Consider the following 26,090-nt stretch of genomic DNA (forward strand, 5'->3'; position numbering starts at 1 on the left):
GCTCTCATCGCACCGCCTCCGGAGTCTTGTCGGTTTCCATCACGCTGAGGAAACGCGCAGTCAGCGGATTGCGGGGGCTGGAGAGAACCTCATGCGCGGGCCCCTCCTCGATGATCGTGCCGCCGCTCAGGAAAGCGACACGGTCGGCGACCTCGTCCGCGAAGCGGATCTGGTGCGTCGAGATGATCATGGTGAGGCCATCATCGATGGCGAGCCGCCGGATCACCTCCAGGACCTCGCTGACGAGCTCGGGATCGAGCGCCGAGGTCGGCTCGTCCAGGAGCAGCACGCTGGGGTTCGGTGCGAGCGCTCGGGCGATCGCGACGCGCTGCTGCTGACCGCCGGAGAGATGCCGCGGCAGCGCGTCGGCGCGGTGCGACAGCCCGACCCGGTCGAGCAGCTCGGCGGCGCGGCGATCGGCATCGATGCGGGTCATGCCGTGCACCCAGCGCAAGGGACCGGCAATGTTCTCCTTCGCCGAGAGATGGGCGAACAGGTTGAATTGCTGGAACACCATCCCGACGCCCACGCTTGCCCGCTCATTGGCGATCGCGCGGGGCGGCAGCAGCTTGCCGTTGTCGTCGAAACCGAGACGGCGTCCCCCCACGCGCACCGTGCCCCCGTCCCAGCTTTCGAGATGATTGATGCAGCGGAGCAGCGTGCTCTTGCCGGAGCCGCTGGGCCCGAGCAGTGCGACGACCTCGCCGACGCGCACCGTAAAATCGAGGCCGCCAAGCACCTTTTGCGCGCCGTAGCTCTTGGTGAGGTCCTTGGTCTCGACCGCGATGTTGTTGCGCGAGATCGTTGCCGCACGCCGGGTGCGTTCCTCGCGGGTCAAGGCCAGCGGCGGCGTGTGGGTGAGCTCAGCCTGTGCAGGCACTTGGACGTCGACGGGCGCTGCGGCAAGTTCGAGCTTGGTGGCGAGATCGACGCGGCGCCAGGGCAGATAATCGGCGAGCTTGCGCTGGCGACCTTTGGCGCGGTCGAGATCGAGCAGCCATTCGACAAAAAGCTGGATGATGCTGATGGCAAAGGTCAGCACGAGATACAGCAAGCCCGAGGCGAAGAAGATCGAGAAGAAGTCGAAGGTCGAGGACGCAAGCTGGGTCGAGCGCAAGGTCAGCTCCTGGACCGCGACCACGGAGGCGAGCGACGAATTCTTCAGCGCACTCACGGCCTCGTTGCCGAAGGCCGGGATCATGGTGCGGATCGCCTGGGGCGCGATCACCCGCCACATCAGGATCCGCGGCGTCATGCCGAGCGCCTGGCCGGCCGTCACCTGCCCGCGATCGACGCCGAGCACGCCGGCACGCAGCATCTCGGCGATGAACGGCGCCTCGTTGCAGGCCAGCGCAAGCCCGGCGGCCAGCACCGCCGGCAGCTTGATGCCGATATGCGGCAACGCGTCGTAGGCGAACACCATCTGCAGGATCAGCGGCGTGCCGCGGAAGATCACGGTGTAGGCCCTGGCGATCGCCGCCAGCAGCCAGAAGCGGGAAAGCTGCATGCCGGCGAGGATCAATCCGAGGATCAATCCGCCGCCGAGCCCGAGGGCAGTCACCTCCAGGGTGAGCTCGATGCCCTCGAGCAGATACGGCATGTTCAGGTAATGGAGGAACAGCGACATCAGTCGGCCGTCAGAATGTCAGGCTCCTTGAAGTTGTTCACGTCGAGCCCATGCTTCTTCAGAAGCTCCATATGCGTGCCGGCCTTCTGGACCTCGATCAGGGCTGCGAGCACGGCGTCGCGGAATTTCGGCTTGTCCTTGGGAACGGCGATGCCGACCGAATACGGGATCGTCACCGCTGTCGCCTTCTCCAGCTTGTCCGGATAGGCCTTGACGGCGCTGTCGACGGTGTTGACATCGTTGACATAGGTGTCGGCACGACCGGCGAGGATCGCCTGGATGCAGTTGGCGTTATTGTCGTAGAGCTGGACGGTGGGCTCGGCCTTGCCCGCCTTCTTGCACTCGGGCATCAGCGCCTGGATCAGGGGCACCTCGACATATAGCCCGTGTTTTCAGCGGCAGCGGCGCCGCACATCGACATGTTGATGCCGTTGATGCCCTTCGGATTGCCCTTGGCCACCAGCACGCCGTCGAACACTTTCGAATAGGTGATGAAGTCGGCGGCCTTGGCGCGCTCCTTGGTGGCGTAGATATCGGAAATCACGATGTCGGCTTGTCCCGCGGCCAACGTGGTCAGGAGCGCCGCGAACGTCACCGGCTTGTAGGTCAGCTTGAAGCCGAGGCATTCGCCGATGGCTTCGCCGAGATCGATGTCGAAGCCGATATATTTGCTCGGATCCTTCGGATCGATGGTCTCGTAGCCCGGCGTGTGCGGGTTGATGGCGTTGACGAGGGTCTTGCCCTTCCAGTCCGGATATTTGTCCTGGAGCGCAGCGCAGGCCGCAGGCGCCGCAGCCTGCGCGCTCAGGGGCGCAGCTGCCAGCGCGCCGAAAGTGACCGCGGCGCCGAGCGCGGCCTTGCGCCAAGACAGCGATGCACGCGCGTTCCCCCGCGCCTGGGGCAATACCGGTCTCTCCATCTCCAGCTCCTTCGAATTGTCATGGCAATGGCCATGTTCCAGATCGCGGAAGCGAGCCTAGGAGGAGAGCGGACCGGAAAGCTTGTCCGCGGGCGTACAAAAAATTGGATGGAAGGAGCCCGCCATTTGGGCAGGCGGCTGCACAAAAACTGTTCGTGAATGCGGACGCCGCAGCGCGCAATTCCGAATTCGGAAGAACCGTATGATCCTGCGCTACGCCGCGATCTGCGCGATCAGCGAATCATTCGGTGAGGTCATTTGACAGAGATATGACAATCGAAGGACGCATCTGCGGGCGGCGTCCGAAGCACATCACTGCCTTCCCACAGCCTGTCCGCAGCATACCCACAGCCTATCCACAGGCCGACTATGCCGGATTCGCGAGCGCGCGCGAGCCACTTGCTGCGCACAAACCCACAGGGCCGGTATGTCAGCCGCCGGCCTGATCGAACACGGCGCGGCAAGCCTCACTCAAGCTTGGCCTGTTACGGCGCAGGCAGGCCGTGATGGCGCGAACGTTGGGGATTTCGCCGGCGCAGAGCCGGTAGACGTCGGGGGTACAGGCCCGGCGCTGCTCGGGCGTTCCCTGCTGCGCATGGGCGGCGGAGGCAAACAGCGTCAGGAACAGCCCGACCGTCGAGGCGCGACGCGCCCGGCTTTTCACACCCGCAAACCGCAAGAACCTCGCCTTCATGACCAGTCTCCCGTCTGCCTTGCCCGCCGGCCTGTTTTGGCCGGTGGGCGAAGGGATAGGAGAAATAAACAGCCGAAGATGTGACCTCCTTCACACTGGGGGCACCCGGCAGGAACCTAAGTTTCCCAACGGGATTTCATCAATCGCTAACCAATCGGGACCCGATTGGCCGATCGTTAAAATGCGAACGATCGGCTCAACCGGGAAACAAATCGGCTTTGCGACATTGCGCCATCCGCGGTCCGGAGGGTGTGATGAGCGAAGCCGAATTCAACTTGCTGCTGGATGCCGTCCAGGACGCCATGGTCCATGACGATCTGGCGTTCGTGCCGGGGGAGGATTTCGTGCCGCGCTCGTGGACCTATTACGCGAAGCCCAACGCCTCCGCGAAACCGAAGGCCGCCAATGACAACGAGGGCGCCTGGCCCCTGCTGCCGTTTCCGGACGGCTGGTACGCGGCCTGCTAAGGCCAATTTCACCGTGAGCCGATGCGCCCGCGCTCTGCGGGCGTTTTGCTATGGGCCCTACGCCGCGAGATTCGGCGTGCCCGCGATCAGGTCTTGACGCGCTCTCCGCCGTCCTGCGGCGCCTGGTCGGGTGCGGCCGGCGGAAAGATGCTGTCATAGATCGCGCGGGCCTCGCGAATGAGGCGAGCCCGCTCCAGCTCGGATTTAGGGACAAATCGGACGATTTCGCTCACGTGCTCTCCAGCGCTCGATCGTTGGGATGCATCACTTCGCAGATGCGAAGACTATGCCAGCAGGCTGAATGGCGGGTTTCCGCCGGGCCCCGGGCAAACCCGGTGTGCGCGGCCACCACGCATTGCCGCCGCAGGCTGATGGCAGCCGCGATGCGATCGAATATTGCTGAGATATCAGGAGGTTGTGATGGAGGCCACGTCGGGACTCGAACCCGAGTAAACGGTTTTGCAGACCGGCGCGTAACCACTCCGCCACGTGGCCCCAACGAGGGCGGAGCAATATAGGGGATCACGGGTTTAGGCAACCCCGACCGGGCAGCTACGCCTTCGCGCCGCCGAGATATTGGCCGAGAATCTCATCGGTTGCGCCGGCCGCCACGATCCGCCCCTCCTCCAGCAGGATCGCGCGGTTGCAGCTGCTCTTGATCAGCTCGATGTCGTGCGAGGCGAGCACCAGAATGCCGGCGCGCACGACGATCTCGTTGAGCCGCTGCCGCGCCTTCTTGCGGAACTGCTGGTCGCCGACGCCGATCCATTCGTCGAGCAGCACGATCTCGCCCTCGACGGCGGTTGCGACCGCAAAGATCAGGCGCAGCATCATGCCGCTGGAATAGGTGCGCAGCGGCAGGTCGAGCCGGTCGCCGAGCTCGGTGAACGCGGCGATCTCCGCGCGCTTGGCGTCGATCTCCGAGCGCCGTGCGCCGATCACGAGACCACGCCGCACGATGTTCTCATAGCCGGTCGCCTCCTCGTCGAATCCGGCCGAGAGATCGAACAGCGGCAGGCAGCGGCCCAGCACGTCCACGCTGCCCGACGTCGGATGGTAGATGCCGGCGAGGACCCGCAGCAGCGTGGTCTTGCCGGCGCCATTGGCGCCGATGATGGCGACGCGGTCGCCGGCACGGATGTCGAGGCTGACGTCGTTCAACGCGGAGATGATGTGCGGGGTCGCCGTGTTCCGCCGCAGTGTCACCGCGCTGACAAACCGGCTGCGCAGCGAGCGGTCTCGGAACGACAGCACCGGAAACCTCACCGAGACGTTGCGAAGCGCGATATGAGCTGCGCGGGTCATATCTCGCGCCTCACAGCCAATAGGCCACGCGATGGCGGTATTTTGCGTAGCAGCCGAGGCTGATGACGGCGACGACGGTCGCATAGATGATCCCGAGCAGCCATTGCGCCGTATCGGTCGGCTGCGACAATAGCGGCCTGCGCACCAGATCGAGCAGCGTCGCGATCGGATTGGCGCGGATCAGCCAATAAAACGCGGTGCCGCGTACGGTGTCCTCGGTCCAGATGATCGGCGTCAGGAAGAATACGAATTGCAGGCCGCTGACGATCGCCGAGCCGATGTCACGAAACCGCGCGCAGAGCATGCCGAGCGCAACCGAGCCGCCCAGTAGCACAGTGAGCAGGATCGCGAAGCCCGGTACCACGAGCAGCATGCTCCCATGCAGCGGCCACGGCATCACGACATAGAGCAGGACGACGATCACCAGATGATGCGCAAAGATGAGGACGTTGCGCGCGATCATCTGGAGCACATGCACGATCAGCGGCGCCGGCACGGCCTTGATCAGATGGCCTGATGCCACGAAGATGTTGGAACCTTCCTGGAGCGTCGTCGCGATCAGCGTCCAGACGATCAGGCCGACGGCAAAGGGCGGCAGAAAGCTCGCGATGTCCTGCCTGAACAGTGCCGCATAGACCGTGCCGACGCTGGCAATGGTCGCAGCGAGCGTCAGGGTGATCCAGAGCGGGCCGATCACGGTGCGCCGGTAGCGCAGCGAAATGTCCATCAGGGCAAGCGTGCCCCAACGATCGAACCGCGCCGCCTGGGCAAGGATCTCCTTGGCTGCAAGCTGAATGCGACGGCCCCTTCCGTTTCCGGCGTTCCGATGGTGCGACAGGATAGCAGATCGCGGCCTGTTGGCCGATGGTCTCTATCCGCCCGCCTCTCGCGGGACAATCGGCCGTACGGATGATCCGGACCGGACTCAGGCTCGCTTGCCCCGCCGGACACCGCGCCGGCGGTCCTTGACCGGCGGCTTTGGCGCCAATTCGGGCATCTCGGTCTGAACCTCACGGTAGCGGGTTAACATCCGTTCGAAACAGGCATTCAGCGTCTCAGCGATGTCCGGGCGCTTCTCCAGAGTGGAGAGGATCGTCGCTGCGGCCTCGATGGTCGACAGTCCGTCCTTCCGAGGCTCCTTGCGCAGGCGCCCGTAGCGCGATGGCGCGGCCGGGTTGAGGATGACGCGCTGGCATTTCAGCATCCAGGGGTTGCGCCACCAGAGGGCCTTGGCTTGGCTCCAGGTGCCGTCGAGCAGCACCACACCTTCGAGCTTGCCGAGGCGCGCGCGCTGGTTGTCCGCGACCTCGCCCTTGCGGTTGAGGGCCAGGATTTCGCCCTCGGCCTCGAGGTCGGCGGCGTGCGCCGAGCCGAGATAGAGCACAGCCCAGTGCGAGGCGTTCTCGATCGGCTGCCCCAGCGCCTTGGACAGGCTCGGCCAGGACAGGCCGACCCGCAGCGTGGCACCGGCGAAATGCTTCGCAAGCAGCCGGGCGGTGCCGAGCGCCCTGTCCTGTTCCTGCGGATGCTGAAGGATCAGGAGTCCAAGGCGGTTTTTAAGCGGCGTGACGCTGTCGCAGATGCACAGCGGCATCGGCTTCTGGCAGTGCGGGCATTCGGGGATCGGATCGGCCGGCGCGGCGGCGGTGGGGTTCGACATGGTCGCCGCTATACGCTCTGCAAGGCGGTTCAACAACCCGCCTATTCCGCCGGCGCAGGCACCGGGCGCGGCTCGCGGCGTCGGCGCAGGCGGTCGATCAGCAGGTAGATCACGGGCGTGGTGTAGAGCGTCAGGATCTGCGACACGAACAGCCCGCCGATGATGGTGATGCCGAGAGGTCGACGGAGCTCCGTGCCGGGCCCGGTCGCGACCACCAGCGGAATGCCGGCGAACAGCGCCGCCATCGTCGTCATCAGGATCGGCCGGAAGCGCGCCTGGCAGGCCTCGAAGATCGCCTCCGCCGACGACAGCCCGCGCTGGCGCTCGGCATCGAGCGCGAAATCCACCATCATGATGCCGTTCTTCTTGACGATCCCGATCAACAGGATGATGCCGACGAAGGCGATCACCGTCAGCGGCGTGTTAGTGAGCTGCAAGGCCAGCAGCGCGCCGAGCCCCGCCGAGGGCAGCGTCGAGATGATCGTGAGCGGATGGGCGAGGCTCTCATAAAGCACGCCGAGCACGATATACATCGCCACCAGCGCGCCGAGGATCAGGAGCGGCTGGCGGCCGCTGGTCTTGGCGAAGTCCCCGGCATTGCCGTCAAAACTGCCGCGAATGCCCTCCGGCATGTGCAGTTCCTCGACGGCGCGCTGGATGTTCTGCGTTGCAGCCTGGATCTGCACGTCCGGCAACAGGTTGAACGACACGGTGGTCGAGGGGAACGACTGCGAATGATAGACCGCGAGCGCGGCCAGCCCGCGCGTCGCATGCACCACGGCCGACAGCGGCACCTGCGCGTCGCCCGCGCCGGCGACATAGATGCGTTCGAGGTTGGACGGGTCGACCTGGAATTTGGGGTCGATCTCCAGCACGGTCATGTACTGGTTGCGCTGGGTGTAGATGATCCCGATCTGCCTCTGCGAGAACGCGTTGTTGAGCGCGTTGTCGATATCCTGGACGCGGACGCCGAGCGCCGAGGCCTTCTGGCGGTCGATCGACAAGGTCAGTTGAAGCCCGCCGGGGTCGCGATCGCTCGATACGTCGGTGATGCCTTCGACGCTCTCCATGCGCTTGGCCACGATCGGCGCCCACTTCTGCAACAGGCCGAGGTCGGTGCTGGTTAGCGTGTACTGGTAGTCGGAATCGCTCTGCCGTCCGCCGGCGCGCACATCCTGGGCAGCGAACATGAACAGGCGGATGCCGGGCACCGGGTACAACGCCCGCCTGAGACGGTCGATCACCACCTGGGTCGAGACGTGGTCGCGCTCCTCCGGCGGCTTCAGGCTGATGAACATGGTGCCGCGGTTCGAGGTCGGAGCGCCCGGGCCCCCGCCGCCGCCCACCATCGAGCCGATGCCGGCCACCGCCGGATCCTGCATCACGATATCGGCGAGCCGCTGCTGGAGGCTCAGCATCGACTGGAACGAGATGTCGGCCGAGGCGCGCGTCGCCCCGATGACGAAACCGGAATCGTCGGTCGGGAAATAGCCCTTGGGGACCTTGATGTAGAGCACCACGGTGAGGCCGATGGTGGCAAAGAACACCAAAAGCGTCAGCAGTGGAAACTCCAGCACGGTGCGCAGGGTGCGGGTGTAGAAGGCGACGACGCGGGTCAGCGAGCCCTCGATGACGCGATCGAACAGCGTGGCGGATCCCGACGTGGTCTGCCTGATATAGTGGGCGCAGATCATCGGCGTGACCGTCAGCGACACCAGCGTCGAGACCAGGATCGCGAAGGTCAGCGTCAACGAGAATTCGCGCAGCAGACGGCCGACGATGCCGTCCATGAAGATCAAGGGCGTGAAGGCGGCGATCAGCGACAGGCTGATCGACACCACGGTGAAGCCGATCTGCCGGGCGCCTTCGAGCGCCGCCTGGAGCGGCCGCATGCCGTGCTCGAGATTGCGGTACATGTTCTCGATCATGACGATGGCGTCGTCGACCACGAAGCCGACCGAGATCGCCAGCGCCATCAGCGACAGATTGTCGATCGAGAAGCCCGCCACCCACATGCCGGCGCAGGTCCCGGCCAGCGCCAGCGGCACGGAGATTCCGGCCGCGATCGTCGGCGTGAGCCGTCGCAGGAATACGAACACGACGACCATCACGAGAATGGCGGTCGCCAGCAGCGTCCATTGCATGTCCAGCACGCTGGCGCGGATCGTGCTGGTGCGGTCGACCAGGGTGGAAACATCCACGCCGGCCGGAATCCACTGCTTCAGGTCCGGGATCAGCGCCTTGACCCTGTCCACGGTGTCGATGACATTGGCATCGCCCTGCTTGGTGATCTGGATCAGCACCGCCGGCTGCTTGTTGAACCAGGCGATGGAACGGGCGTTACGGACGGAGTCCTCGATGTCGGCGACGTCGGCCAGCCGGACGAAATTGCCGTTCGAGCTTTTGATGACGATATCGCGGAACTCTTTCGCCGTGCGCATCTGCCTGTTGAGCGACAGCGTTTCGCTCTGGCGCTCGCCGTTGAAGATGCCGACCGGACCGAGCGGGTTGGCGCTGATGATCGCAGTCCGCACGTCGTCGGTGGCGATGCCGGCGTTGGACAGCGCCACGGGATTGAGCTGAATGCGTACCGCCGGTTGGTCCGCGCCGCTGATCGTCACGTTGCCGACGCCCGGCACCTGCGAGATGCGCTGGGCCAGCACGGTGTCGGCCACGTCGTAGATCGCGCTCGCAGCAAGGGTCTTCGAGGTCAGCGCCAGCACGAAGACCGGCGCGCCTGCGGTATTGGCCTTGCGGAAGCGCGGCAGCGTCGGCAGATCGCTGGGCAGATCGACCAGCGCGGCGTTGATCGCGGCCTGCACGTCGCGCGCGGCCTTGTCGATGTTGCGGCCGATGTCGAACTGGAGCTGGATGTTGGAGACGCCGAGCGACGAGGTCGAGGTGATCTGGTTGATGCCCGCGATCTCGCCGAGCCGGCGCTCCAGCGGCGACGCCACCGTCGCCGCCATCACCGACGGATCGGCCCCCGGCCGGCTCGCCGAGACGAAGATTGCGGGAAAATCGATGTTCGGGACCGAGGCGACCGGGAGGAACTCGTAGGCCACGATACCCAGCAGGAACAACCCGATCGACAGCAGCGTGGTCGCGACCGGGCGGCGGATGAAGGGCTCCGAGATCGATGCCATCACTGCATCCCCTCGGTTGCGCCCGCGACCGGCGGCCCGCCGGACTCCGCAGGCGGCAGCGCCTGCTCGAGGCGGCGGTTGATGCGGTCGAGTGCGAGGTAGATCACCGGGGTGGTGTAGAGCGTGAGCAATTGGCTGAGCAGCAGGCCGCCGATGATGGAGATGCCGAGCGGAAAGCGCAGCTCGGCGCCGGTGCCGCTCTCGATCGCCAGCGGCAGCGCGCCGAACAGCGCGGCCAGCGTCGTCATCATGATCGGGCGGAAGCGCAGCAGGCAGGCCTGCACGATCGCCTCCTGCGCCGGCATCCCCTGCCCGCGCTCGGCCTCGAGCGCGAAGTCGATCATCATGATCGCGTTCTTCTTGACGATGCCCATCAACAGGATGATGCCGATCAACCCGATCACCGAGAGGTCCTGCCCGCACAGCATCAGCGCCAGGATCGCGCCGACGCCGGCCGAGGGCAGCGTCGAGAGGATCGTGATCGGGTGGATGTAGCTCTCGTAGAGCACGCCGAGCACGATGTAGATCGTGATCACGGCGGCCAGCAGCAGCCAGGGCTGGCCCGCCAGCGCCTTGGCGAATTCGGCGGCGTCGCCGGCATAGACGCCGACGATGCTGTTGGGCATCTCGATCCGGGTCTCGATGGTCTTCACGGCCTCGACGGCGTCGCCGAGCGCCGCGCCCGGCGCGAGGTTGAAGCTGAGCGAGATCGACGGGAATTGCGCCTGGTGCGAAATCGCGAGCGGCGCGGTGGTGCGGGTCAGCGTCGCCACGGCGGAGAGCGGCACCTGTGCGTTGGGCGCGCCGGCGGTCGCGCTCGCCGCGCCCGGCAGATAGAGCTTCGACAGGATCGAGGGATCGCGCTGGTACATCGGCAGCGCTTCCAGCACCACGCGGTACTGGTTGGCCTGGCCGTAGATGGTCGAGATCTGGCGCTGCGCGAAGGCGTCGTTGAGCGTGTCGGTGATGCCCTGGAGGCTGACGCCAAGCTGGCCGGCGCGGGTGCGATCGACCGTGAGCTGCGCCCGCAGGCCGCCTTCCTGCGCCTCCGAGGAGACGTCGCGGAACAGCGGATCGCGCCGCATCTCGGCCCCCAGCTTGCGCGCCCATTCCGACACCAGGGCGGCGTCGGTGCCGGTCAGTGTGTACTGGTATTGCGAGCGGCTCGACTGGGTCGAGATCTGCACGTCCTGCACCGGCTGGAAGTAGACGGTCATGCCGGGGATGGCGGCCACCCGCTCCTTCAGCCGGGTGATGACGACGCTGACATCGTCGCGCCGCTCGCCGCGAGGTTTCAGCGTCATGACAAGACGGCCGACATTGGTGGTCGGATTGACCGAGCCTGCACCGATCACCGAGACCACGCCTGTTACATCAGGGTCGGCCTTGATGGCGTCGGCCGCGTCGGCCTGCCGCTTCTGCATCTCCGCGAACGACACGTCCGGACCGGCCTCCGTCACCGCCGTGATCGAGGCGGTGTCCTGCAGCGGCAGGAAGCCCTTTGGTGCGACGACATAGAGCGCCAGGGTGGCGATCAGCGTGGCGAAGGTCACGACCAGCGTCGCGCGCTGGCGCTCCAGCACCCAGAGCAGCGTGCGGTGATAGAACCCGACGGTACGGTCGATGAAGCGGCTGACCGCGGCAAGTCCCGGCACTGCCAGCTCTTCATGGGCATGCTTCAGCAGGCGCGAGCACATCATCGGCGTCAGCGTCAGCGACACCACGGCGGAGGTCACGACCGCGATCGTCAGCGTCAGCGCGAATTCGCGGAACATGCGGCCCACAAGGCCCGACATGAACAACAGCGGGATGAACACCGCAATCAGCGACACCGTCAGCGAGATCACGGTGAAGCCGATCTCGCTGGCGCCCTTCAGCGAAGCCTCCATCGCGCTGTCGCCGTTTTCCATGTGGCGGACGATGTTCTCGATCATCACGATGGCGTCGTCGACGACGAAGCCGGTGCCGATGGTGAGCGCCATCAGCGACAGATTGTCGAGGCTGAAGCCGGCGAAATACATGATGCCGAAGCTCGTGATCAGCGACAGCGGCAATGCCACGCCGGCGATCAGCGTGGCGCGTAGCGAACGCAGGAACAGCAGCACCACAAGCGTCACGAGCACGACGCTCAGGATCAGCGTGAACTGCACGTCGCGGACCGAGGCACGGATGGTGACGGTGCGGTCGGAGACGATGGTGAGGTTCACACCGGCCGGAATAGCGCGCTGGACCTTGGGGATTTCCGCGCGGATCTGGCTGACAACGTCGATCACATTGGCGCCGGGCTGACGCTGGATGTCGATGATGACGGCGGGCGAGCCTTGATACCAGCCGCCGGTGCGGTCGTTCTCGAGGCCATCGACGATCTGCGCGACGTCGGCGATGGTGACGGGGGAGCCGTTGCGGTAGGCGATGATGACAGGCTTGTAGGCGTCGGCGGCGGCGATCTGGTCGTTGGCGGCGATGATGTAGGATTGCTGGGCGCCGTCGAGCGAGCCTTTCGGCCCCGACACGTTGGCATTGGCAATCGCGGTGCGCAGGTCTTCCATGGCGATGCCATAGGCAGCGAGCCGCGCGAGATCCGCCTGGATGCGGACGGCTGGCTTCAGTCCGCCGAGCACAGAGACGCGCCCGACGCCGGAAATCTGGCTCAGCCGCTGCGCCAGAAGGGTGTCGGCGATGTCGCTCATCGCCCGCAACGAGATCGTGTCGGAGCGCAGCGCCAACGTCATCACCGGCGCATCGGCCGGGTTCACCTTGGCGTAGGTCGGCGGATAAGGCAGCGTCTTGGGCAGCACGCCGGCCGCCGCGTTGATCGCGGCCTGGACGTCCTGGGTGGCGCCGTCGATATCGCGGTTGAGATCGAACTGGAGCGAGATCTGGCTGACGCCGAACGAGCTCGTCGAGTTCATCGCCGACAGCGACGGGATCTGGCCGAGTTGCCGCTCCAGCGGCGCGGTGATCAGCGAGGCGATCACGTCGGGACTCGCGCCGGGCAATTGCGTCGTCACCTGCACGGTCGGGAAATCGACCTGCGGCAGCGCGGACACCGGCAGCGCGAAATAGCCGAGCAGCCCGCCGATCAGAAGCGCGATGCCGAGCAACGAGGTCGCGATGGGACGGCGGATGAAGGGTTCGGAGACGCCCATGGGATGCGCCTGCCGCTCAGGCGGCTGTTGTCGGGATCATGGCTGCTTAGCTCCACTTCCCGATGCTCCAGGACTTGACGGAGGCCCTGGTGCCGGTCCGGTCTGGCCCTTCTGGTCGCCTTCGCTGCTCTTGCGCTTGGCGCGGAACTCGCCGTCCTTATCTTGCCCGTCCTTCTGGCCGTCTTTGGCGCCATCCTTCTTCTGACCATCCGGCCCGCGCGAGCGCTTGCGCGGCGCGAGATCGGCCGACGGCGTCTGGTCGTCGCGGCCGATGACCACCTTGGAGCCATCGGACAGATTGGCAAAGCCCGTCGTCACGACCTTGTCCGTCGCCGAGAGGCCGCTGGCGATCACGGCGTCATGCTCGTTCTGCTGCGTCACCGTCACCGGCTTGGCCGCAACCACGTTGTCCTCGCCGATGACATAGCTGAACGTGCCGATCGGTCCGCGCTGCACGGCCGAGGTCGGCACCACCAGCGCCTGCGTCAAGGTCTCGACCTTGAGGCGGACATTGACGAACTGGCCGGGCCAGAGCTGGTAATTGGCGTTGGGGAATTCGGCCTTGAGCCTGAGCGTTCCCGTGGTCTGGTCCACCTGGTTGTCGATGCCGGTGAGCTTGCCGGTGTCGATTACGGTGAGGCCGTCATTGCCGAACACGTCGACCGCGAGCGCGCCCTTCGCCGCCGCGGCGTTGACCCGCATGATCTGCTGCTGCGGCAGGCTGAACCACACCGCGATCGGCTGCAATTGCGTGATCACCACGAGACCGGTGGTGTCGGAAGCATGGATGATGTTGCCCTGATCGACCTGGCGCAGGCCGGCGCGGCCCGAGATCGGCGCCACGATCTTGGTGTAGCTCAGCGTCGCCGCCGCATTGTCGATCGCGGCCTGATCGGCCTTGACCAGCGCCTCCGTCTGCGCGACCAGCGCACGCTGGGTGTCGGCCTGCTGCTTGGATCCGGCATTGGATGCGGCGAGCTGCTCGTAGCGCGTGAGGTCGATACGCTGGTTGGCGAGCTGGGCCTGGTCCTGCGCCTTCTTGGCGACGGCCTGATCGTACGTCGCCTGATAGAGCGCCGGGTCGATCTCACCGACCACGTCACCCTTCTTGACGTCCTGTCCTTCGGTGAAATTGACCGCGATCAGCTTGCCGTCGACCTGCGAGCGGACGGTCACGGTGTTGAGTGCGCGGATCGCGCCGACGCCGTCGAGATAGACGGGAACGTCCTGGGTGCGGGGCGTCGCCGCCAGCACCGGCACCGGCAGGTCGGGCCGCTGATTGCGGCCGTTCGCCTGCTGCGGCTGCTGATGCCAGGTGGTCCAGCCGTAGTAGCCGAGCCCACTGAGGATCGCCAGCGTGATCAGGGTCATGACGAAGCCGCGCCCGCGCGACGTCTTCGCCTTCCCCTCCTTCGCGCCTTGCTTGGTATCCGGCTTAAAGAGCATTGACCGGTTTCTCCATCCTCGGCTCCCAGCCGCCGCCGAGCGCCTGATACAGGCTGACGATAGCAAGAAGGCGGGCAAGTTGCGCCTGTGACAGCGCGTCTTCCGCCTGGAACAGGGTCAGTTGGGTGTTGAGCACGGTGACGATGTCGGCGGTGCCGGCGCGCAATTGCTGCTCGGAGAGATCGAAGGCGCGGCGCGAGGCGGTCAGGACATCACGCTGCAATTGCAGCTTGATCGTGGTCTGCTTGATCGAGAACAGCGCATTGTCGACGTCGGCAAACGACTGGATGATGGTCTTGCGGTAGGTCTGCAGCAATTCGTCCTGCCGCGCCTTGGCAAATTCGAAATTGCCGAGGATCTTGCCACCGTCGAAGATCGGCTGCGTCGCGCTGCCGACGAGCTGGAAGAAGGCCGCATGCGGCTGGAACAGCGAGACCAGGGCCGAGCTCTGATAGCCGCCATTGCCGGTGAGCTGGATGGTCGGGAAGAATTGCGCGCGGGCATTGCCGATATTCGCGGTGGCGGAGGCGAGCTGGGCCTCCTGCCGGCGAATGTCGGGCCGCTGCGTCAGGAGCTCCGACGGCAGGCCGGGCGTCACGCGGGGTATAGCGATCCGGTTCAGCGAGCCGCCGAGCACGCGCACGCTCTCCGGCGGCCGCGACACCAGGACTGCAAGCGCATTGACGTTCTGGTCGAGCGTCTGGCGCAGCGGCGGCACCAGTGCTTTCTGGTTTGCGAGCACGCTCTCCTGCTGGGCGACGTCGAGGTCGGTGCCGGTGCCGGCCTTGCGCCGTTCCCTGACGGCATCGAGGATGCGCTGTGCGCTCGCGATGTTCCGCTGTGAGGTCCGGATGCGATCCTGCGAGGCCAGCACCTGGAAATAGGCGTTGGCGACGCCGGCAAGCGTCGTCAGCCCAACGACGTCGCGATCGAAGCGGTTGGCATTGGCCGTTTCTTCGGCTGTTTGCAGGGCGTCTCGGTTCTGGCCCCAGAAATCGAGCTGGTAGCTCGCGCTCAGCGAAGCCTGGTAGTTGACGACCTCACGGCCGCCATTGGTGAGCCCCGAGGCGGAGGAGCCCGAGGTGCGCGAATAGGCCTCCTGCCCCGTGCCGGAGAGGCTCGGCAGCAGCGCCGCACCTGCCTGCCGCGCCTGGGCGTCGGCCTGGACGATACGCGACACGGCGGCGGCGATGTCGAGATTGACGGTCTGCGCCTCCTCCATCAGCTGTGTCAGCTCCGCCGAGCGGAAGCTGCGCCACCAATCCAGCGACGGCGGCGCATCCGCCTTGCCCGCGTATTTGTACTGCGTGGGAACGTCGAGTGCGGGATCAGGAAGATCCTGTGTCAGCACGCACGCGCCCGAACCGGCGGCGAGGCAAGCGACCGCAAGCCAGCGCGCCGCACGTCGCGTCCGGGACGTGGCGCCTGGAGACCGCCGCACAGCGATCGCAGGAACATTCTGTGTCACACACACCCCCCGCCGGGCAGATCGAGCCGCCACCGCGCTGCCGGAGTAACCGATTCGCGGCGGCACAGTCGGGGGGCTTTGGACAACTCGTTCACAAGGTGATGCTTTCTGCGGAACCTAACGGCCATACTAGCCGGGTGCGGAACAGCGGGACAGTCCCGCAGTTGCGAGATGGCCGCCAAAGTGCGACGATCCCACGGCGAAAAAATTGCAAAAAGTCACTGTCCTGCAGTGCGTTCTTGAATCTCGAAGCCGTTCCGAAGCGCATTCAAGCTTACCAACATTTCATGTGATATTGCCGCCACACCAACGCGAGTGGCTTGAATTCGTCCGTACCGCTCGCAATCCGGCTTCAGAGCTGGTCGCGAAGCCGGGCCGAGCCGGTCCACGAGGTCGTTTAGCGTCGAAAATCAATAGGCATTCGTCGTGCCGATATGTCTGCAGGGTATCCAGGCGTGTCGCGAGTGCGCTGACGACAGCCGTAATCTTCCATGTTTCGGCAGAGGCCGACCCGATCTTCCTACCGTTGTCGCGCCGCGTAGCCCAGCATCATCGGCCATCGCTCCTCGCAAGAATTTCACTGCTTCGACGGGCACTTCCGCCGGTTTCGCCGCAGCGCAAAAGCCTTCCCCTTTCGCCTCCCAAGCACTAGGTTCTGGCCAACCTGATCAACCCCTTTGCCAGTGATTTGCCCAGACATGACCATCAACAACGACGTTGTCGAAGCCATCGGCAACACCCCGCTGATCAAGCTCAAGCGCGCTTCCGAACTGACCGGCTGCACCATCCTGGGCAAGGCCGAGTTCATGAATCCCGGCCAGTCGGTGAAGGATCGCGCCGGCAAATGGATGATTCTGGAGGCCGAGAAGCGCGGCGAGCTCAAGCCCGGCGGTCTCGTCGTGGAATCGACCGCCGGCAATACCGGCATCGGCCTTGCGGTCGTGGCCAGCGCGCGCGGTTACCGCACGCTGATCGTGATCCCGGAGACGCAGAGCCAGGAGAAGAAGGATTTTCTGAAGCTGTGCGGCGCCGAGCTGCTGGAATCGCCGGCCCTGCCCTATTCCAATCCGAACAACTACCAGCATGTCGGCCGCCGTCTTGCTGACGAGCTGCGCAAGACGGAGCCGAACGGCGTGCTGTTCGCCGACCAGTGGAACAACCTCGACAATGCGAAGGCGCATTACGAGTCCACAGGTCCTGAGATCTGGGAGCAGACCGGCGGCAAGATCGACGGTTTCGTCTGCTCCGTCGGCAGCGGCGGCACGCTCGCGGGCACCAGCCGCTTCCTGAAAGAGAAGAGCAAGGACGTCAGGATCGCCTGCGCCGACCCGCACGGCGCCGGCATGTATGAATATTTCAGAACGGGCGATGCCAAGGCGACGCCGGGCGGCTCGATCACCGAGGGCATCGGCCTCAACCGGGCGACCGCAATCGTCGAGAGCGCAAAGGTCGATGACGCCTATCTCATTCCCGATGCGGAAGCAGTCACGGTGATCTACGAACTGCTCCAGCACGAAGGCCTGTGCCTCGGCGGCTCGACCGGCATCAACGTTGCCGGCGCGATGCGTCTCGCGAAACAGCTCGGGCCCGGCAAGACGATCGTCACCGTGCTTTGCGATTCCGGCAGCCGTTACCAGTCGAAGCTGTTCAATGCGGACTTCATGCGCGCCAAGAGCCTTCCGGTGCCGGAATGGCTGGAGAAGCGCAGCAACATCAAGCTGCCGTTCGTCTAGCCCCAAGTCGGCCGCGACGATCCCTGCGACACCCGCGCGAGGCGCTCGTTCGACAGCGAAGGCTTGTTCGCGCGTGTGCGCGGCGGGAGGGGAGCGCCGTAGGAGCCCTCGCTGTCGCCGCTCGGCCAGAACATAAGCGCGAGCATCAGCGCGAGGTTGACGAGCGCGCCGACCGCCGTTGCCTGGTGCTCCTGCCCGATCGCCCAGGCCGGAAACCGGCCCGCGACGACATAGTCGACGATCATGAGCGCGAACCAGGCAGGCACCACGCAGACCGGATCCCAGCCGATGTCGCGGATGCGCATGGATTGCAGCGTGAAGGTCGCAACTCCGAAGAACACGATCGCGGCGATCATCGCCCAGCTCTTGGTGAGGTCTTCGGGTCGGATCGCGCCGGGCGAGGTGTTGTTCAGCACGGCCATTGCGATTGCAAAGCAGATCGCCGTCATCACGATCGCAAGCGCGACCGTGGCGAGGAAGAAATGCAGTCGCCCGAGCCGGGCGTTCAGGCCGAAGACGAAACCGAGCATTGGCGCACCCTTTTTGGCGCCACATGCCCAGAGATTGCTTTCGGAGCCATGAACCGGCACAGTCGCGCAGCGCCGCATGGTTTCCGGAGGACTAAGGTGGCCGGCGCAATTCGAGGCTTCGCCCCACCCGGCATGGTCAGGCGCCCTCGCCGCCTTCCGAGGCCGCAGCACAATAGTCGCGCCAGAACTTTCGGTAACCCGCCTCGAGCCTGGCCGTGTAGGTTTCGACATTGCCGGCGGGGGACGCTGCAATCCGGGCGGGCAACTCCGCACGCAACTTCGCCAGGTAATCAGGCTGTGACGCAGATTTGCAGGCGATCGCGGCATAGCCCTCGTCGTCCGCGGCGACCCAGTCGTCGAGGCCGACCGCAGCCACGATCGACCCGCCGGCGCGCGATGAGGCGCCGTTGCCGAGCTTGGCCACGACCGGAACGCCCGCATAGAGCGATTCCCAGGTGCTGACGCCGCCGTTTTGCGGGAACGTGTCGAGCGATATGTCGACGTTCGCAAACGCCCGCAGGTGCTCGTGGCGCGGCGACGAGCCCAGGCAGGTGACATTCTCCTCGGCAACGCCCTGTGCCACGAACCGCGCGACCAAATTGTCGCGCAGCATGGGATCGTCGAGCAGGGTATGCTTGATGATGATCTTCGAACCCGTCACCTCGCGCATCACTCTAGACCAGACTCGGATGGCTTCGTCCGAGATCTTGTAGATGCGGTTGAACACCCCAAAGGTGACATGGCCGTTGCGGAGCATCGGCGGCTCCGAAGGCGGCACATCCAAAATAGGATCGATCGTGATCAGGCACGGCAGGTCGTAGACCTTTTCAGCCAGCAGATGGCGCGCCGATTGCGGAATGAAGACGGGATCCGCGAGCACGTAGTCCATGGTCTGAAGGCCCGTGCCCGTGGCGTGACCGAACCCGGAGACCTGGATCGGGGCCGGCTTGCGAGCGAAGACATGGAGCCTGTTGCCGGTCGTGTGCCCGGACACGTCGATCAGGATATCGACCTTGTCGGCCTGGATACGATCGGCCAACTCGTCATCCGACATCTGCCAGGCGTCGACCCAGACATCCGCCGAGGACCGGAATGCGGCGGTCATCTCATCTCTTACCGGCGAGCACGAATAGCAGACGATCTCGAACCTGGCGTGATCATGATGGCGCAGCACCGGTAACAGAGCGAACGCTGCCGAGTGATGCCAAAACTCGGCAGCAACATAGCCAACCACGATCCGCCTGTCGGGATCAAGCTGCCGGGGGGCAAGAGCCCTTCGCGGCAACTTCGCGCCGATCGCGTCCCACCACTGCTTTCGTGCGGCCTGCTGAACCGCGAAATCGGCGTCGGAGAGATAGTCGAGGAAGAATATCTTCCGCCCGATCAAGGAGGCATCCGGTACAATGGCCAGCGCCGCATCGAGTAGCTCGATCGCCGATGCGATCTCTCCCTGGTTGGCAAAACAAGCGCTCAACAGCGCCATCGCGATCGCGGAGCGTGGATATTCCTCCAGCAACATGGTGCAGGCCATAATCGCTTGCGCCGTGTTTCCCATGGCGAGCGCGACTTGTGCCTTCCCCTGCAAGGCCACCTCGAGCTTGGGCGCAAGCGCAAGGGCCGCGTCAAAATCCGCCGCCGCCTGTTCCAATCTCGACGTCTCAAGATTGAGCCGTCCACGGTTCGCCAGGATCTTTGCCGAGCCTGGCCTGATCGCGAGCGCCGCCTCCAGCGCGCCTTTAGCCTCGTCGAAGTTCTTGAGCTCGATATTGACCAAACCTTTGCCGACGAGCGCCTCGACGTTTCGCGGCTGAAACAACAGTGCGCGCTCGAAGCTCTGTTTGGCGCGATCAAGCTGCCGCAGCGCGAGCTCTGCCAGGCCACGATTGCAGAGCGCATCGGCATGATCGGGCTTCAGCCCGATCGCGCGATCGTACAGTTCGATAGCTTGCTCGACGCGGTTTAGATGCAACAAGGTATTGCCGAGGTTAGCCAAGGCCATGGGGAAGCTCGGCTTCAACGCGATGGCCCGCTCCAGGGATGTACGCGCGTCCTCATATTCCCCAAGTGCGAAATGCGTGGCTCCCAAATCGGAAAAAGCCTGTGCTGAGCGTGGGTCGACCGTCACGGCATATTTGAGTGCCTGTTTCGCGGCCTCGAAGTGTCGGCTCGCGAACGCGCCCAAGCCAAGCAGATGCAAGGCGCCGAAATGCTCCGGAAGTTCATTCAGGATCTGGCGGCAGAGTGTCTCGGTCTCCGCATACCGGCCCTGGCCATAGGCCGCATTCGCGGTCGAAATGATCGCGTCCGCCTGCTTCTTCAATTTTTTCTGTAACCGCGCGTTCTGGAACGCGCGCGCGCCGGCCGCCGCTGCTCTGCAAGGATTCTCTCCGGAGGATGCCCGGGAGGATTCTAGCTGATTCGCGGCCAGGGCCGGCCGGTTTAGGCGGCCCGGCAATCTCCGGAAGATGCCGGTGCTCGACGCGACCCTCGCTTACGCAACGCCGTCGTTATCCGCAGCAGCGGCACAATAGTCGCGCCAGAACTGGCGGTAACCGGCTTCGAGCTCCCGCGTGTAGGTCTCGACATTGCCGGCGGGCGAAGCCGCGATCCGGGCCGGCAAATCCGCGCGCAATTTCGCCAGATAATCGGGCTGTGACGCAAACCTGCGAGCGATCTCGACATAGCCATCGTCATCTTCGGCCACCCAGTCGCCGAGGCCGACGGCAGTCACGATAGAGGCGCCGGCACGCGAGGAGGCCCCGATGCCGAGCTTGGCCACGACGGGAACGCCCTTGTAGAGAGATTCCCAGGTGCTGATGCCGCCATTTTGCGGGAACGTGTCGAGGGACATATCGACCTGGGCGAAAGCCGCCAGGTGGTCGTCGCGCGAGGTGGTGCCGAGGCAGGTGATGTTCTCCTCGGTAACGCCCTGCGCCAGGAAGCGCGCGACCAGGCTATCGCGCAGCAGGGGATCGTCGAGCAGACCATGCTTGAGGACGATCTTCGATCCCGGCAGCTCCCGCATGATGCGCGACCACACACGGATCGCATCATCCGAGATCTTGTAGATGCGGTTGAACACGCCGAAGGTGACATAGCCGTTGCGGAGCATCGGCAGCTCTGAAGGCTGCAGATCCGAGACGGGTTCAATCGTGATCAGGCACGGCAGATCGTGGATTTTCTCGGCAAACAAATGCCGGACCGATGGCGGAATGAAAATGGGATCCGCGAGCACGTAGTCCATGGTCGGCATGCCCGTGCCTGTCGCGTGTCCGAAGCCAGTGGCCTGGATCGGGGCCGGCTTCCGAGCGAAAGCCAGCAGCCTGTTTCCGGTCGTGTGCCCCGAAACGTCGATCAGAATATCGACTTTGTCAGCCTGGATACGATCGGCGAGCTCGTCATCCGAAAGCCCCCAGGCATCGACCCAGACGTCGGCCAATGATTTGAACATGGCGGTGTACTCGTCCGCGCCCGGCCAGGAATAGTAGCAGATGATTTCAAATCTGGTGTGATCATGATGGCGCAGCACCGGCAGCAGCGTGAGCCCCGCAGAGTGCTGCCGGAATTCGGCAGCGACATAGCCGACCACGATCCGCTTTTCCGGATCCAGCGGCCGCTTCGGCAGCTCCCTTCGCGGCTGCTTGGAGCCGATCTGGTCCCACCAGGATTTTCGCACTGCCTGCTGGACCACGAAATCGGCCTCGGCGCGGTAGTCCTCCAGGAAGATCTTTCCTCTGATCGCATCCCCATAGTCCGGCCGGAGCGCCAGCGCGCGATCGAGATATTCGATCGCGGCGTCCATGTCGCCCTGGTTCGAATACGAGAAGCCCATCAGCGCCAGCCCCATCTCGGAGCGCGGATTTTGCTCGATCAGGGCCGCTGCAGCTGCCATCGCCTGCGCGGTTTTTCCCATGACGAGGCAGGTCTGGGCCTTGCCCCGCAGCGCCAGCTCGAGCTTGGGCGAGATCGCAAGCGCCGCCTCAAAATCCGCAAGCGCCGGCTCCAGGCGCTGCAGTTCGTAACTGAGCCGCCCGCGTTGCGCCAGGATCCTCGGCGAGCCGGGCTTGATCGCAAGCGCGATGGCAAGCTTGGCCGCCGCCTCGTCGTGGTGCCGCAGCTCGATGCTGACCATGCCGATGCCGACGATGGCCTCGGCGTGACGGGGTTGAAACAGCAGGGCGCGCTCGAAGCTTTCCTTGGCGCGCATGGTCTGTCCAAGCACAATTTCGACCATGCCGCGATTGCAGAATGCATCGGCATAATCCGGCTTGATCTTGATGGCGCGCTCATGCAGCTCGAGCGCCTGTTCGTACTCCCCCTGATGCATCAGCGTGTTGCCGAGGTTGGTCAGCGCGACCGCAAAATTCGGCTTTAGCGCGATGGCCCTCTCCTGGCACCGCCGCGCCGCCTCGTAGTTGCCGAGGTCGAAATGCACGGTGGCGAGATTGTTGTGCGCATCGTGCAAGCGCGGATCGAGTGCAATCACGCGCTCGAGCAGCTGTTGCGCCTCCTCCAGCCGCCGGCCGTCATGCGCGCACATGCCGAGCAGATGCATCGCATCGACATGATCCGGCAGCGCTTTCAGGATATCCCGGCAGAGTGCTTCGGTCTCGGCATATCGGCCCTGGCCATAGGCGGTAGCCGCGGCGGAGAGGACGGCGTCCGCCTGCTTCATCAATTTCTTCTGCAATCGCGCGTTCTGGAACGCGCGCGCGCCGCCGCCGCTGCTCTGCAAGGTGTCTCTCCGGAAGATGGCCCGCGGCAGAGTCTAACTGATTCGCAAGCCCGGCCGTCTGGTCAGCTGGTGCCGTGGTATCCCGGGATTTCCCGGGGCTCAGCGGCCCGGGATTGCTGGTCCCTTACGCAACGTCGCTGCCTTCGGCAGCCGCGGCACAATAGTCGCGCCAGAACTGACGGTAACCCGCTTCGACCCTGGCCGCGTAGATTTCGACATTGCCGGCGGGGGACGCTGCGATCCGGGCCGGCAAATCCGCGCGCAACTTCGCCAGATAATCAGGCTGAGCCGCATATTTGCAGGCGATTGCGGCATAGCCCTCGTCATCCTTGGCGACCCAGTCGTCGAGACCGACAGCAGCCACGATCGACCCGCCGGCGCGCGACGAGGCGCCGTTGCCGAGCTTGGCCACGACCGGAACGCCCGCATAGAGCGATTCCCAGGTGCTGACGCCGCCGTTTTGCGGGAACGTGTCGAGCGATATGTCGACGTTCGCAAACGCCCGCAGGTGCTCGTGGCGCGGCGACGAGCCCAGGCAGGTGACATTCTTCTCGGCAATGCCCTGTGCCACGAACCGCGCGACCAAATTGTCGCGCAGCATGGGATCGTCAAGCAGGGTATGCTTGATGATGATCTTCGAACCCCTCACCTCGCGCATCACTTTCGACCAGACCCGGATGGCCTCGTCCGAGATCTTGTAGATGCGGTTGAATACGCCGAAGGTGACATGGCCGTTGCGAAGCATGGGAGGCTCCGAAGGCGGCACATCCAAAATAGGATCGATCGTGATCAGGCACGGCAGGTCGTAGACCTTTTCAGCCAGCAGATGGCGCGCCGATTGCGGAATGAAGACGGGATCCGCGAGCACGTAGTCCATGGTCTGAAGGCCCGTGCCCGTGGCGTGACCAAACCCCGAGACCTGGATCGGGGCCGGCTTGCGAGCGAAGACGTGGAGCCTGTTGCCGGTCGTGTGCCCGGAGACGTCGATCAGGATATCGACCTTGTCGGCCTGGATATGATCGGCCAACTCGTCGTCCGACATCTGCCAGGCGTCGACCCAGACATCCGCCATCGACTTGAATTCGTCCGTTATCTCATCCCGTACCGGCGAGCACGAATAGCAGACGATCTCAAACCTGGCGTGATCATGATGGCGCAGCACCGGCAACAGAGCGAACGCTGCCGAGTGGTTCCTGAATTCGGAAGCGACATACCCGATCAAGATCCGCCTGTCCGGATCGAACGTGCGGGGCGACAACGCCCTTTGCGGTAATTTGGCGCCGATCGCTTTCCACCAATGTTTTCGCGCAGCCTGCTGGACTGCAAAATCCGCCTCGGGGAGATAATCCAGAAAGAATATCTTGCGCCCGATCAAGTCCGCATAATCAGGCGCAATTGCCAACCCCGCATCGAGATGTTCGAGCGCCGTCGCGATGTCTCCCTGACTGGCATAGCAGGAAGCCAGAAGCGCAATTCCGATGTCGGACCGCGGACTTTCCTCGAGCAATGTCTTGACCGCCGCAATCGCCTCGGCCGTGTTGCCCTTGAGAATGTTGACTTGCGCCTTTCCCTGCAAGGCGACTTCGAGCCTTGGTGAAAGCGCCAGTGCCGCATCGAAGTCCGCGAGCGCCTGCTCCAGCCGCGACAGATCGAGATTGAGCCGTCCGCGCTGCGCCAGAATCTTCGGTGAATCCGGCTTGATCGCGAGCCCTGCCGCGATCGCTGCGGCCGCCTCTTCGTAGTGCCGGAGCTCGATGCATACCATGCCCTTGCCCGCGATCGCTTCCGCGTGGCGCGGCTGAAAAGCGAGGGCGCGATCGAAACTGCCCTTGGCGCGCTGGAACTGGCCTTCGATCAGCTCCGCCATGCCCCGATTGCAAAATGCATCGGCATAGTCCGGCTTCAGCCTGATAGCGCGATCGTGCAGCTCGATAGCCTGCTCGGCGAGGCCCATGTGCAGCAGCGTATTGCCGAGATTGGTCAAGGCGATCGGAGAATTCGGCTTCAGCGCAATCGCCTTCTCCTGGCATGCGCGAGCGTCCTGAAACTTCTGGAGGGTGAAATACACTGCCCCGAGATTACCATGGGCATCGGGCGAACGCGGATCGAGCGCCGTCGCGCGCTCGAGCAATTGTTGCGCCTCCTCGAGCCGCCCGCCATCATACGCGCGCAGGCCGAGCAGGTGCGCGGCGTCGAAATGATCCGGAACCTCCGTCAAAATCCGGCGGCAGAGTGTCTCGACCTCCGCGTGTCGGCCCTGCCCGAGCGCCTGAACCGCGGCGGACATGAGCGCGTCGGCCTGCTTCTTCAATTTCTTTTGCAATCGCGCGTTCTGGAATGCGCGCGCGCCGGCGCTGCTCTGCAAAGTCTCTCTCCGGAGGATAGCCCGAAAAGAGGCTGGCCGATTCGCATGGTGCCAAGCTGGCGGGCCGGTTAGACCCGCGGCACCACCGGATTGCTGGTGCTCAGCGCAGGATCTGGCTCAGAAACAGTTTGGTGCGAGCGTGCTGCGGGGCCGCGAAGAACTCTTTGGGCGTGTTGGCTTCGATGATCTGGCCCGCGTCCATGAATACCACGCGGTTGGCGACCTCGCGGGCAAAGCCCATCTCGTGGGTGACCACCAGCATGGTCATGCCCTCCTCGGCGAGGTCGACCATGGTGTCCAGCACCTCCTTGACCATTTCGGGGTCGAGCGCCGAGGTCGGCTCGTCGAACAGCATCACCTTCGGGTTCATCGTCAGCGCGCGGGCGATCGCGACGCGCTGCTGCTGACCGCCGGACATCTGTCCCGGAAACTTGTTGGCCTGGTGCGGGATCTTGACCCGCTCCAGAAACTTCATCGCCGCCGCCTCGGCGTCCTTCTTGGGAATGTTGCGCACCCAGATCGGCGCCAGCGTGCAATTGTCCAGCACGGAGAGGTGCGGAAACAGGTTGAAGCTCTGGAACACCATGCCGACTTCGCGCCGCACCGCGTCGACGTGCTTCAAGTTCGGCCCGAGCTCGATGCCATCAACGACGATCTCGCCTTCCTGAAACTCCTCGAGCGCGTTGATACAACGGATCAGCGTCGACTTGCCCGAGCCGGAGGGGCCGCAGATCACGATGCGCTCGCCCTTTTCGACCGCAAGGTCGATGTCGCGCAGCACGTGGAACTCGCCGTACCATTTGTTCAGGCCGGATATCTTGACGATGGGGTCGGACATGGTGACCT

Annotated in this window: 16 protein-coding genes, 1 tRNA gene and 2 pseudogenes; 2 read left to right on the forward strand and 17 right to left on the reverse strand. The window is 64.6% G+C overall.

Annotated features, from left to right (window positions below; translation table 11 throughout):
* Positions 1-4: 4 nt before the first annotated feature.
* From ACVIN2_RS02670 to ACVIN2_RS02680, 3 genes and pseudogenes are all read right to left on the reverse strand, one after another.
* Positions 5-1,627, reverse strand: coding sequence for an amino acid ABC transporter permease/ATP-binding protein (locus ACVIN2_RS02670; protein WP_456764396.1), 1,623 nt, complete (start codon positions 1,625-1,627; stop codon positions 5-7).
* Positions 1,627-2,546: pseudogene (locus ACVIN2_RS02675) on the reverse strand (ABC transporter substrate-binding protein). Before ACVIN2_RS02675 ends, ACVIN2_RS02670 begins: the two are co-directional and overlap by 1 nt.
* Before the next feature lie 430 nt (positions 2,547-2,976).
* Complete coding sequence (locus tag ACVIN2_RS02680; protein WP_456764397.1) at positions 2,977-3,240, reverse strand: hypothetical protein; 264 nt, start codon at positions 3,238-3,240, stop codon at positions 2,977-2,979.
* A gap of 254 nt (positions 3,241-3,494) precedes the next feature.
* Here ACVIN2_RS02680 and ACVIN2_RS02685 point away from each other — a divergent pair, with 254 nt between their 5' ends.
* Positions 3,495-3,707, forward strand: a complete 213-nt coding sequence (locus ACVIN2_RS02685; protein ID WP_007610233.1) for a hypothetical protein — start codon at positions 3,495-3,497, stop codon at positions 3,705-3,707.
* An 86-nt stretch (positions 3,708-3,793) separates the two neighbouring features.
* Here ACVIN2_RS02685 and ACVIN2_RS02690 read toward each other — a convergent pair whose 3' ends face one another.
* The 9 genes and pseudogenes from ACVIN2_RS02690 to ACVIN2_RS02730 all read right to left on the reverse strand — a co-directional run bounded on the left by ACVIN2_RS02690 (position 3,794) and on the right by ACVIN2_RS02730 (position 15,887).
* Positions 3,794-3,940 (reverse strand): hypothetical protein, encoded by a 147-nt coding sequence (locus ACVIN2_RS02690; protein WP_007610232.1) that lies wholly within the window; start codon positions 3,938-3,940, stop codon positions 3,794-3,796.
* Between the two features lie 188 nt (positions 3,941-4,128).
* Positions 4,129-4,202 (reverse strand) — tRNA-Cys (locus ACVIN2_RS02695).
* A gap of 57 nt (positions 4,203-4,259) precedes the next feature.
* A pseudogene (locus ACVIN2_RS02700) lies at positions 4,260-4,856 on the reverse strand (ABC transporter ATP-binding protein); the annotation flags it as partial.
* A gap of 166 nt (positions 4,857-5,022) precedes the next feature.
* Positions 5,023-5,739, reverse strand: coding sequence for an ABC transporter permease (locus ACVIN2_RS02705; protein ID WP_456764398.1), 717 nt, complete (start codon positions 5,737-5,739; stop codon positions 5,023-5,025).
* Between the two features lie 198 nt (positions 5,740-5,937).
* The gene (locus ACVIN2_RS02710) at positions 5,938-6,672 is read right to left on the reverse strand and encodes a tRNA-uridine aminocarboxypropyltransferase (RefSeq protein WP_456764399.1); all 735 of its coding nucleotides are present in this window, start codon (positions 6,670-6,672) and stop codon (positions 5,938-5,940) included.
* Between the two features lie 41 nt (positions 6,673-6,713).
* Positions 6,714-9,818 (reverse strand): efflux RND transporter permease subunit, encoded by a 3,105-nt coding sequence (locus ACVIN2_RS02715; RefSeq protein WP_456764400.1) that lies wholly within the window; start codon positions 9,816-9,818, stop codon positions 6,714-6,716.
* On the reverse strand, positions 9,818-12,967 hold the full coding sequence (locus ACVIN2_RS02720) for an efflux RND transporter permease subunit (RefSeq protein ID WP_456764401.1): 3,150 nt from the start codon (positions 12,965-12,967) through the stop codon (positions 9,818-9,820). The genes ACVIN2_RS02715 and ACVIN2_RS02720 overlap by 1 nt, the downstream gene beginning before the upstream one ends.
* Before the next feature lie 36 nt (positions 12,968-13,003).
* A complete protein-coding gene (locus tag ACVIN2_RS02725) occupies positions 13,004-14,413 on the reverse strand; it encodes an efflux RND transporter periplasmic adaptor subunit (protein WP_456764402.1) in 1,410 nt (469 codons plus the stop codon).
* Positions 14,403-15,887: an efflux transporter outer membrane subunit gene (locus ACVIN2_RS02730; protein WP_456764403.1), complete on the reverse strand. Its 1,485-nt coding sequence runs from the start codon at positions 15,885-15,887 to the stop codon at positions 14,403-14,405. The genes ACVIN2_RS02725 and ACVIN2_RS02730 overlap by 11 nt, the downstream gene beginning before the upstream one ends.
* A gap of 692 nt (positions 15,888-16,579) precedes the next feature.
* Between ACVIN2_RS02730 and ACVIN2_RS02735 the strand changes: the two genes are divergently transcribed.
* Positions 16,580-17,614, forward strand: a complete 1,035-nt coding sequence (locus ACVIN2_RS02735) for a cysteine synthase A (RefSeq protein WP_027566889.1) — start codon at positions 16,580-16,582, stop codon at positions 17,612-17,614.
* Here the strand turns inward: ACVIN2_RS02735 and ACVIN2_RS02740 are convergent.
* The 5 genes from ACVIN2_RS02740 to ACVIN2_RS02760 form a co-directional block, all read right to left on the reverse strand.
* Positions 17,611-18,144 carry a DUF805 domain-containing protein gene (locus ACVIN2_RS02740; RefSeq protein ID WP_456764404.1) on the reverse strand — a complete coding sequence of 178 codons (534 nt, stop codon included), beginning with the start codon at positions 18,142-18,144 and terminating at the stop codon, positions 17,611-17,613. The genes ACVIN2_RS02735 and ACVIN2_RS02740 overlap by 4 nt on opposite strands.
* Positions 18,145-18,280: 136 nt before the next feature.
* Positions 18,281-20,464 carry a tetratricopeptide repeat protein gene (locus ACVIN2_RS02745; protein WP_456764405.1) on the reverse strand — a complete coding sequence of 728 codons (2,184 nt, stop codon included), beginning with the start codon at positions 20,462-20,464 and terminating at the stop codon, positions 18,281-18,283.
* Between the two features lie 171 nt (positions 20,465-20,635).
* Entirely contained in the window at positions 20,636-22,879 is a 2,244-nt protein-coding gene (locus ACVIN2_RS02750; protein ID WP_456764406.1) for an O-linked N-acetylglucosamine transferase, SPINDLY family protein, read from the reverse strand.
* Positions 22,880-23,003: 124 nt separating this feature from the next.
* Positions 23,004-25,244 carry a tetratricopeptide repeat protein gene (locus ACVIN2_RS02755; RefSeq protein WP_456764407.1) on the reverse strand — a complete coding sequence of 747 codons (2,241 nt, stop codon included), beginning with the start codon at positions 25,242-25,244 and terminating at the stop codon, positions 23,004-23,006.
* Between the two features lie 100 nt (positions 25,245-25,344).
* Positions 25,345-26,082, reverse strand: coding sequence for an amino acid ABC transporter ATP-binding protein (locus ACVIN2_RS02760; RefSeq protein ID WP_247286117.1), 738 nt, complete (start codon positions 26,080-26,082; stop codon positions 25,345-25,347).
* Between the last annotated feature and the right edge of the window lie 8 nt (positions 26,083-26,090).

Source organism: Bradyrhizobium sp. USDA 3650 (genome assembly GCF_054057395.1).

Excerpts from the sequence above, each read along its gene's own strand:
- ACVIN2_RS02735 (WP_027566889.1), top strand. The coding sequence starts at position 16,580 with ATGACCATCAACAACGACGTTGTCGAAGCCATCGGCAACACCCCGCTG.
- ACVIN2_RS02720 (WP_456764401.1), bottom strand. The coding sequence starts at position 12,967 with ATGGGCGTCTCCGAACCCTTCATCCGCCGTCCCATCGCGACCTCGTTG.
- ACVIN2_RS02710 (WP_456764399.1), bottom strand. The coding sequence starts at position 6,672 with ATGTCGAACCCCACCGCCGCCGCGCCGGCCGATCCGATCCCCGAATGC.
- ACVIN2_RS02740 (WP_456764404.1), bottom strand. The coding sequence starts at position 18,144 with ATGCTCGGTTTCGTCTTCGGCCTGAACGCCCGGCTCGGGCGACTGCAT.
- ACVIN2_RS02705 (WP_456764398.1), bottom strand. The coding sequence starts at position 5,739 with ATGGACATTTCGCTGCGCTACCGGCGCACCGTGATCGGCCCGCTCTGG.
- ACVIN2_RS02760 (WP_247286117.1), bottom strand. The coding sequence starts at position 26,082 with ATGTCCGACCCCATCGTCAAGATATCCGGCCTGAACAAATGGTACGGC.
- ACVIN2_RS02680 (WP_456764397.1), bottom strand. The coding sequence starts at position 3,240 with ATGAAGGCGAGGTTCTTGCGGTTTGCGGGTGTGAAAAGCCGGGCGCGT.
- ACVIN2_RS02715 (WP_456764400.1), bottom strand. The coding sequence starts at position 9,818 with ATGGCATCGATCTCGGAGCCCTTCATCCGCCGCCCGGTCGCGACCACG.
- ACVIN2_RS02725 (WP_456764402.1), bottom strand. The coding sequence starts at position 14,413 with ATGCTCTTTAAGCCGGATACCAAGCAAGGCGCGAAGGAGGGGAAGGCG.
- ACVIN2_RS02685 (WP_007610233.1), top strand. The coding sequence starts at position 3,495 with ATGAGCGAAGCCGAATTCAACTTGCTGCTGGATGCCGTCCAGGACGCC.
- ACVIN2_RS02670 (WP_456764396.1), bottom strand. The coding sequence starts at position 1,627 with ATGTCGCTGTTCCTCCATTACCTGAACATGCCGTATCTGCTCGAGGGC.